The following is a 9,200-nucleotide window of genomic DNA, read 5'->3' on the forward strand; positions in this document are numbered from 1 at the left end:
GAGTTCGAGCTGGACAAGGCGCTGATCGAGCGGCTGCCGAACCTGAGGCTGGTCGCCTGTTTCACCTCGGGCTACGACCGCATCGACACCGAATGGTGCCGGGCCCGGGGCCTGCCGGTGACGCACGCGCCGGCGGTCAACCACGAGGACGTGGCCGACCACGCCATCGGCCTGATCCTGGCGGCGCGGCGCCAGATCGCCGCCGGCGACCGGGCCCTGCGGGCCGGCCAGTGGACGGCCGAGTCCAAGACCATCACCCCGTCGCTGAACGGCCAGAGGCTGGGCGTCGTCGGCCTGGGCCATATCGGCGAGGCGGTGGCGCGCCGGGCCGGGGCGCTGCGCATGCCGGTCAGCTGGTGGGGGCCGCGCGACAAGGACGCCGCCTGGCCGCGGGCCGCCAGCCTGCTGGAGCTGGCCCGGGACAGCGACATCCTGGTGGTGGCCTGCCGCGCCGACGACGACAACGCCGGCCTGATCTCGCGCGAGGTGATCGAGGCGCTCGGCCCGGCCGGCCTGCTGGTCAATGTGGCGCGCGGCCAGCTGGTCGACGAGGACGCCCTGATCGCGGCGCTCCAGGACGGGCGGCTGGGCCAGGCGGCGCTGGACGTATTCGCGGACGAGCCGACCGAGGCGGGGCGCTGGGCCGAGGTGCCCAACACCGTGCTGACCCCGCACACCGGCGCGGCCACGACCGAGGCGCTCCAGGCCATGCTGAGGCTGCTGCTGGAGAACCTCGAGGCGGCCTTCGCCGGCGCGCCGCTGAAGACGCCGGTCCCCGGGGTCTGAGCCGGCCGGGCCGGGCGCACGGGGCCGGCCGGGCCCGGGGGCCACGGATTTTGCTTGCATAATCATATAAGGATATCTTTATATGATCTCATGACCCTGAGCGCCGACCATACCGTCGAAGCCTTGCGCGCCGCCGGCGAGCCGACCCGGCTGCGGGTGCTGTCGCTGCTGGCCGGCGAGGAGCTGTCGGTGATGGAGCTGTCGCGCATCCTCGACCAGAGCCAGCCGCGGGTGTCGCGCCACCTCAAGCTGATGACCGACGCCGGGCTGATCGAACGCTTTCCGGACGGGGCGCGGGTATTCTACCGCCTGACCTCGGACGCCCCGGCCCGGCGGCTGATCGACACCGTGCTGGACGTGCTGGACGGCGCCGCCGGCGAGGCCGACGACCGCCGGCTGGAGGAGGTGCGGCGCGACCGCGAGGTGGCCGCCGGGGCCTATTTCGAACGCATCGCCCCGCAGTGGGACCGCATCCGCTCGCTCTACGTCTGCGAGACCGCGGTCGAGGCGGCCATCCTCAGGGCGGCCGGCGACGGGCCGTTCGAGCGGGTCGTCGACCTGGGCACCGGCTCGGGGCGGATGCTGACCCTGCTGGGCCGGAAGGCGAAGATGTCGCTGGGCCTCGACCTCAGCCACAACATGCTCAACATCGCCCGCGCCAATGTGACGAAGGCGGGCCTCGACCGGGTGGAGCTGCGCCACGGCGACATCTTCTCGACCCGGCTGCCGGAGCGCAGCGCCGACCTGGTGCTGGTCCACCAGGTGCTGCACTACCTGGCCGATCCGGCCGCGGCGGTGGCCGAGGCGGCGCGGCTGGTGTCGCCGGGAGGCCGGCTGCTGATCGTCGACTTCGCCCCGCACGCGCTGGAGCATCTGCGCGAGGAGCACCAGCACCGCCGGCTCGGCTTCGCCGACGCGGAGATGCGGCGCTGGCTGGGCGAGGCCGGGCTGACGGCGTCGGCGCCGATCGCCCTGCCCCCGGACACCGACGGGCTGACGGTGGTGATCTGGACCGCCGAACGGGCGGCCGAGGCCGGGGCCCGGGTGGCGTGACCGCCGCCGCCCTCAGTCTCGCCGAGGCCCGGGCCCTGCTGCTGTCGCCGCTGGGGCCGGTGGCGCGGGCCGGCCGCGACGCCTCGCGCCCGCGGGTGTCGTTCGAATTCTTTCCGCCCAAGTCCGACGAGGCCGAGGCCAATCTGTGGAAGGCCGTGACCCGTCTGGCCCCGCTGGCGCCCGAGTTCGTCTCGGTGACCTACGGCGCCGGCGGCTCGACCCGCGAGCGCACCCACCGGACGGTCGAGCGGATCCTTGCGGAAACGTCCCTGACCCCGGCCGCCCACCTGACCTGCGTCGAGGCCAGCCGCGCCGAGGTGGACGCGGTGATCGACGGCTATCGCGACGCCGGGGTGCGCCATATCGTGGCCCTGCGCGGCGATCCGCCCGGCGGGGCCGGCCTCGGCGGGGCCTATGTCCCGCGCGCCGACGGCTACGCCAACGCCACCGAACTGACCGCCGCCGTGGCCCGGCGCGGCGGTTTCGAGATCAGCGTCGGCTGTTATCCCGAGGGTCATCCCGAGAGCCCGTCGATGGACCATGACATCGATGTGCTGAAGGCCAAGGTCGAGGCCGGGGCGACCCGGGCGATCAGCCAGTTCTTCTTCGACATCGACGCCTTCCTGCGCTTCCGCGACCGGGCGCGGGCCGCGGGGGTGGGCGTCCCGATCGTCCCGGGGATCATGCCGGTGACCAATTTCGCCGGGCTGAAGCGGATGTCGGCGGGCTGCGGCGCGGCCGTGCCGGACTGGCTGGCGGCCCATTTCGACGGCCTCGACGACGATCCGGAGACGCGCCGGCTGATCGCCGCCTCCGTCGCCGCCGAGATGTGCGCCCGGCTGCAGGAGGAGGGCTTCGCCGACTTCCACTTCTACACCCTGAACCGCGCCGACCTGGTCTATGCCATCTGCCGGGTGCTGGGCGTGCGGGAGACGGCTCGTGCGTGACCCAACCCAACATCTCCCCTTCCCCTCGAGGGGGAAGGGGTCGGGGGATGGGGCGGAGGCAGTGCGCCTCCCGATGAGGCGCGGGAGGCGTCGTCACCCCGACGTCAGCGCCTTTCGCACCCGCCTTTCATCAGCCTGCCTACACCCCCACCCAACCCTCCCCCCTCGAGGGGGAGGGCTTTGGAGTTGTTCATGACCCGCGCCGACCGTATCGCCGCCCTCCACGCCGCAGCGAAACAGCGCATCCTCGTGCTCGACGGCGCCTGGGGGGTGATGATCCAGCGCCGCGGCCTGTCCGAGGCCGATTTCCGCGGCGACCGCTTCGCCGCGCACGACGGCCAGATGAAGGGGAACAACGACATCCTGTGCCTGACCCGGCCGGATGTCGTCGCCGACCTGCACGACCAGTATTTCGCCGCCGGGGCCGACATCTCCGAGACCAACACCTTCTCGGCCACCACCATCGCCCAGGACGACTACAGGCTGGACGCCCAATCGGTCTGGGACATCAATCTGGAAGGCGCGAAACTGGCCCGCGCCGCCGCCGACCGCTGGACCGCGAAAGAGCCGCACAAACCCCGCTTCGCGGCCGGGTCGATCGGCCCGCTGAACAAGATGCTGTCGATGTCGTCGGACGTGAACGACCCCGGCGCGCGGCTGGTCACCTTCGATCAGGTCTATGACGCCTACCGTCATCAGGTACGGGCCCTGAACGAGGGCGGGGTCGACCTGTATCTGATCGAGACCATCACCGACACGCTCAACTGCAAGGCCGCGATCAAGGCCATCCTCGACCTCGCCGACGAGGGGTACGAGCCGCTGCCGATGTGGATCTCGGGCACCATCGTCGACCGCTCGGGCCGCACCCTGAGCGGCCAGACCGCCGAGGCCTTCTGGAACAGCGTGCGCCACGCCAGGCCGTTCGCCGTCGGCTTCAACTGCGCCCTGGGGGCCGATCTGATGCGGCCGTTCATCGCCGAGCTGAGCCGCGTGGCCGACACCCTGGTCGCCGCCTATCCCAACGCCGGCCTGCCCAACGCCATGGGCGAATACGACGAACAGCCGCACGAGACGGCCCATTTCATCGAGGAGTGGGCGGCCTCGGGCCTGGTCAACATCGTCGGCGGCTGCTGCGGCACGACGCCGGAGCATATCCGCCACGTCGCCGACGAGGTGGCGGGCCTGCCGCCGCGCCCGATCCCGGAGCGGCCGGTGGCGATGCGGTTGAGCGGGCTGGAACCGTTCGAGTTGGTGGCGTGATGGCTGTCCAAAACTGTTCCCTTCTCCCATTGGGAGAAGGTGGCCCGGAGGGCCGGATGAGGGTCGGCTGCATCAGTCGGCGTGAGCCGTCGCACCGGCCGCGAAACGGCTTGCGCCGACCGCCCCATACGCCCCTCACCCTTTCGCGCCAGAACGACGGCTTCGCCGCCGTGCGCTCAAGCCCTCTCCCAATGGGAGAGGGAGGAAAATCATGAGACCCACCTTCATCAACGTCGGCGAGCGGACCAATGTCACCGGCTCGGCCAGGTTCAAGAAGCTGATCATCGACGGCGACTATGCCGCCGCCCTGTCGGTGGCGCGCCAGCAGGTCGAGGCCGGGGCCCAGATCATCGACATCAACATGGACGAGGGCCTGCTGGATTCCAAACAGGCCATGGTCACCTTCCTCAACCTGATCGCGGCCGAGCCCGACATCGCCCGGGTGCCGGTGATGATCGACAGCTCCAAATGGGAGGTGATCGAGGCGGGGCTGAAATGCGTCCAGGGCAAGCCGATCGTCAATTCGATCTCGATGAAGGCCGGCGAGGCCGAGTTCCGTCAGCAAGCTGTCAGCTGCCTGCGCTACGGGGCCGCCGTGGTGGTCATGGCCTTCGACGAACAGGGCCAGGCCGACACCGCCGCGCGCAAGATCGAGATCTGCACCCGCGCCTGGCGCATCCTGACGGGCGAGGTCGGCTTCCCGCCCGAGGACATCATCTTCGACCCCAACATCTTCGCCGTGGCCACGGGGATCGAGGAGCACGACAACTACGCCGTCGACTTCATCGAGGCGACCAAGGTCATCAAGGCGACCCTGCCCCACGCCCGGGTCTCGGGCGGGGTGTCGAACGTCTCGTTCAGCTTCCGCGGCAATGAGCCGGTGCGCCGGGCGATCCACTCGGTGTTCCTGTACCACGCCATCCAGGCGGGCATGGACATGGGCATCGTCAACGCCGGCGACCTGCCGGTCTATGACGACATCGACCCGGCGCTGCGCGAGGCGGTCGAGGACGTGATCCTGAACCGCAAACAGCGGACCAATGTCTCCAACACCGAGCGGCTGGTCGACCTCGCGCCGAACTACAAGGGCGACAAGGGGGCGGCGCGGGTCGTCGACCTGACCTGGCGCGAGGCCCCGGTCGGCAAGCGCATCGAACACGCCCTGGTCCATGGCGTCACCGACTTCATCGAGGCCGACACCGAGGAGGCGCGGCTGTCGTTCGACCGGCCGCTGCACGTCATCGAGGGCCCGCTGATGGACGGGATGAACGTGGTCGGCGACCTGTTCGGCTCGGGCAAGATGTTCCTGCCCCAGGTGGTCAAGTCGGCCCGGGTGATGAAACAGGCGGTGGCCTGGCTGGAGCCGTTCATGGAGGCCGAGAAGGCCGGCCAGCCGCGCCGGCAGGCCGGGAAAATCCTGATGGCCACGGTCAAGGGCGACGTCCACGACATCGGCAAGAACATCGTCGGCGTGGTCCTCCAGTGCAACAATTACGAGGTCATCGACCTGGGCGTCATGGTCCCGGCCGACCGCATCCTCGACGCCGCCGTGGAGCACAAGGTCGACATCGTCGGCCTGTCGGGCCTGATCACCCCGTCGCTGGACGAGATGGTCTTCGTGGCCTCGGAGATGGAGCGGCGCGGCTTCGACATTCCCCTGCTGATCGGCGGGGCGACGACCAGCCGCACCCATACGGCGGTCAAGGTCGAACCGGCCTACCGGCGCGGCTCGACCACCTATGTCATCGACGCCAGCCGCGCGGTGAGCGTGGTCTCGGGCCTGCTGTCGCCGGACGCCCGGGCCCGCAACGAGGCGGCCACCCGCGACGAATACGTGCGTATCCGCGAGCAGTTCGCGCGCGGGCGGACGGCCCGGGCCCGGGCCCCCCTGCCGGCGGCGCGGGCCAACCGGTTCCGGCCGCGGGCGGAGACTCCCCCGCCCCCCAGGCCGTCCTTCCTCGGGGTGCGCGCCTTCGACGCCTGGGACCTCGGCGACCTGGTCTCCTACATCGACTGGACGCCCTTCTTCGCCAGCTGGGAGCTGATCGGCCGCTATCCGATGATCCTCGAGGACGAGACCGTCGGCGCGGCGGCGCGGGAGCTGTACCGGGACGCCCGGGCGATGCTGAAGCGGATCGTCGACGAGCGCTGGTACAGGGCGCGCGGCGTGGTCGGCTTCTGGCCCGCCAATGCGCGCGGCGACGACATCGTGGTCTGGGCCGACGAGGGCCGGGCCGCCGAACTGGCGCGGTTTCACGGCCTGCGCCAACAGATCGCCAAGACCGGCGGCCAGCCGAACCTGTGCCTGTCCGACTTCGTGGCCGCGGACGGCGAGGACTGGCTGGGGGCCTTCGCGGTCACCGCCGGCCATGGCGAACTCGAGAGGGCGGCGGCGTTCCGGGCCGCCGGCGACGACTATTCGGCCATCCTCGCCACCACCCTGGCCGACCGCCTCGCCGAGGCCTTCGCCGAGGCGCTGCACAGGAAGGTGCGGACCGAACTGTGGGGCTACGCCCCCGGCGAACAGAGCACGGTCGAGGAGCTGATCGCCGAGACCTATCAGGGCATCCGGCCCGCGCCGGGCTATCCGGCCCAGCCAGACCATACCGAAAAGGCCACGCTGTTCCGTCTGTTGCAGGCGGAAGCCAATGCGGGAATGCAGCTGACCGAAAGTTTCGCCATGGCCCCGCCGGCCTCGGTCTCGGGCCTCTATTTCGGCCATCCGGAGAGCCACTATTTCGGCGTCGGCAAGATCGACCGCGACCAGATCGAGGACTACGCCCGCCGCAAGGGCTGGGATCCGGCCACCGCCGAGCGCTGGCTGGGGCCGATCCTCAACTATGATCCGGGCGTCGCGGCCCAGGGGGCGGCGGCCTGAGCAGGGCGGCGCTTGGCCCGGCCGCGCCCCTGGCCTATCACGGCTCCATCGACGGGGACGGGCCGGGCGCCGGCCGATGGAGCCGCATGGGCAAGACACCGATGGAAAAGCGGCGCGGCTGGCACTGGACCGACTATTGGCGCAGCGGCCGCGAGGAGGTGATGACGGTCACCACGCCGTCGGGCGTCGCCGTCTTCGACACCGGACCGATCTGGCGGGCGTGGTTCGCGGGCTTCGAGGACGGCGCGCGCCTGCTCGATCTGGCCACCGGGAGCGGCCAGGTGGCGGGCCATGCCGCGGCCGCGGCGGCGGCGGCGGGCAGGACCTTCGACATCACCGGCGTCGACTACGCCGAGGTGCGGCCGGTCGAGGGGCTGCGCCTGCTGGGCGGGGTGGCGCTGGAGACCCTGCCGTTTGCGGCCGGACAGTTCGACGGGGCCTCGTCGCAATTCGGCATCGAATACGCCGACACCCGCCCGGCCCTGACCGAGCTGGCGCGGGTCCTCAAACCCGGCGGCCGGGTCCTGATGCTGCTGCATCACGCCGGCGGCGTCATCACCCGCCAGACCGCCGCCCAGATCGCGGCCTATGACAGGGTCATGGCCAACGGCGCCGCCGTCCGTCAGGCCCGGCGGGCCTTCCACGCCCATCACAAACGCCTGCCCCCGGCGACGATCCGGGCGGCCGAGGAGGCGCTGCGGGAGGCCGTCGGCCGCGCGAAGGACCGGCTGGACCCCGACCCGGCCTTCGATACGGCGCGCTATCTGGTGGGCTATCTGGCCGATCTGTCCGACCGGATCGCGGCCTATGACGCCGCCAGCGCCCTGGCGCGGCTCGAGGTCTTCGAGACGGGAAACGCGGCCTGGCGCCGGCGTCAGCAGGCTCAGACCCGGGCGGCTCTGGACGCGGCGGGCATGGACGCCTTCGTCGAGCGGGCGGCCCGGGCCGGGCTGGCGCTCGCGGACCGGGCCGAACATCGCGACGCCCGCGGCGCCCTGGTCGCCTGGCGGGTCGAATTCCGCAGGGAGGCGTAGGCCGACCCGGCCGGGCGCGGGCCGCACGGGTCGCCGCGCGCCGACGACGGCCCGGACCCTGCCTCCGCACGGCAAAAGGACGGCGGACCCGAAGATCCGCCGCCCCGATGGCCTTTCCGAAGTCAGGGCCTAGAAGTCGGCCGTGATCCCGAAGAAGAACTGACGGCCCAGCGCGTCATAGAGGGCCGGATAGGTGTTGCCGTTGCCGGAACCGGCCCCGACGCTGCGCGACACCGGCGGATCGTTGTCGAGGACGTTGTTCACGCCCGCGCGCAGCCGGACATCGTCGCGAATCTGCCACGCGGCCGCCAGGTCGAGGTAGTTCTCGGCCTCGAAATAGCGGTCGATGCGGGCGCCGCCGTTGTTGAGGCTGCCGTCGGCGCCGAGGATGCCGATCTCGACCTCGCTGTAGTGCCGCCAGGTGCCGGAGACGTCGACATCCCAGGGCGACTTCCAGGTGACCCGCATGCGGTGGCGGTATTCCGGGTTGGGCTGGCCGCAGGCGTCGGTGCCGAAGAAGCCGGCGCAGTCATAGACGCTGTTGGCGAAGCCGAGGCCGGTGTCGGTGACCAGTTCGTCCAGCAAGGTGCCGACGTAGCTGAAGGCCAGCGAGCCGGCGCCGCCCATGCCCCAGTCGGCCAGGTCGACGCCGTAGTTGGCCACCACGTCGACGCCGGTGGTCTCCAGACCGCCGATGTTGGTGGCCAGGTCGACGACGTGACCCTCGCCGATCCACAGCTGACCGCCAGCGTTACGGTTGATCAGGTTGCACAGCTCCGCCACGTTGTTGGTGTAGCAGCCGTCGATGACGTTGACCGCGCCGACGCTCGAGATCAGTTTCTCGATCTTGATGTTGAACCAGTCGACCGACAGGTTGAAGCCGGGCAGGAACGACGGCCGGAACACGGCCCCGAAGGTCAGGGTCTCCGACTCTTCCGGTTCGAGGTCCGGATTGCCGCCGCCGAGGAAGTTGTACTGGCCGGCCGGGCTGTCCAGGGCCCCCGAACCATACGCGCCGCTCGGCACGCCGGTGGCCTGGCACTCGGCCAGGGTCGCCGTCATGGCCGGACCGCAGGGGTCAGCGTCCATGTCGAACAGGCCGAAGCCCTGGGCCGTGAACAGTTCGATGACGTTCGGGGCCCGGACCGCGCGCTGGTAGCTGCCGCGGAAGCGGATGTCCTCGACCGGGGCCCAGTCGGCGCCGATCTTGTAGGTGTCGGTCTCGCCGCCCAGGTCATAGTC

Annotated in this window: 7 protein-coding genes; 6 read left to right on the top strand and 1 reads right to left on the bottom strand. The window is 70.9% G+C overall.

The genetic code is table 11. The features are described from left to right. The 6 genes from Q0588_RS15365 to Q0588_RS15390 all read left to right on the top strand — a co-directional run. Positions 1-786: 2-hydroxyacid dehydrogenase (locus Q0588_RS15365; protein WP_298747980.1), on the top strand; the 786-nt coding region annotated here is incomplete at its 5' end. 90 nt (positions 787-876) lie between these two features. Beyond that, positions 877-1,839 (top strand): metalloregulator ArsR/SmtB family transcription factor, encoded by a 963-nt coding sequence (locus Q0588_RS15370; protein ID WP_298747982.1) that lies wholly within the window; start codon positions 877-879, stop codon positions 1,837-1,839. Between the two features lie 35 nt (positions 1,840-1,874). Beyond that, positions 1,875-2,786 (top strand): methylenetetrahydrofolate reductase [NAD(P)H], encoded by a 912-nt coding sequence (gene metF / locus Q0588_RS15375; RefSeq protein WP_298747999.1) that lies wholly within the window; start codon positions 1,875-1,877, stop codon positions 2,784-2,786. A 192-nt stretch (positions 2,787-2,978) separates the two neighbouring features. Further along, entirely contained in the window at positions 2,979-4,046 is a 1,068-nt protein-coding gene (locus Q0588_RS15380) for a homocysteine S-methyltransferase family protein (protein ID WP_298747985.1), read from the top strand. A 211-nt stretch (positions 4,047-4,257) separates the two neighbouring features. Further along, positions 4,258-6,924, top strand: coding sequence for a methionine synthase (metH, locus tag Q0588_RS15385; protein WP_298747988.1), 2,667 nt, complete (start codon positions 4,258-4,260; stop codon positions 6,922-6,924). Between the two features lie 86 nt (positions 6,925-7,010). Next, on the top strand, positions 7,011-7,958 hold the full coding sequence (locus Q0588_RS15390; protein ID WP_298747991.1) for a methyltransferase domain-containing protein: 948 nt from the start codon (positions 7,011-7,013) through the stop codon (positions 7,956-7,958). 129 nt (positions 7,959-8,087) lie between these two features. Here the strand turns inward: Q0588_RS15390 and Q0588_RS15395 are convergent. Continuing rightward, positions 8,088-9,200: TonB-dependent receptor (locus Q0588_RS15395; protein ID WP_298747993.1), on the bottom strand; the 1,113-nt coding region annotated here is incomplete at its 5' end.

Origin of the sequence: uncultured Brevundimonas sp. (assembly GCF_937870815.1) — a bacterium.
In the GTDB taxonomy this organism is placed as follows: Bacteria; Pseudomonadota; Alphaproteobacteria; order Caulobacterales; family Caulobacteraceae; genus Brevundimonas.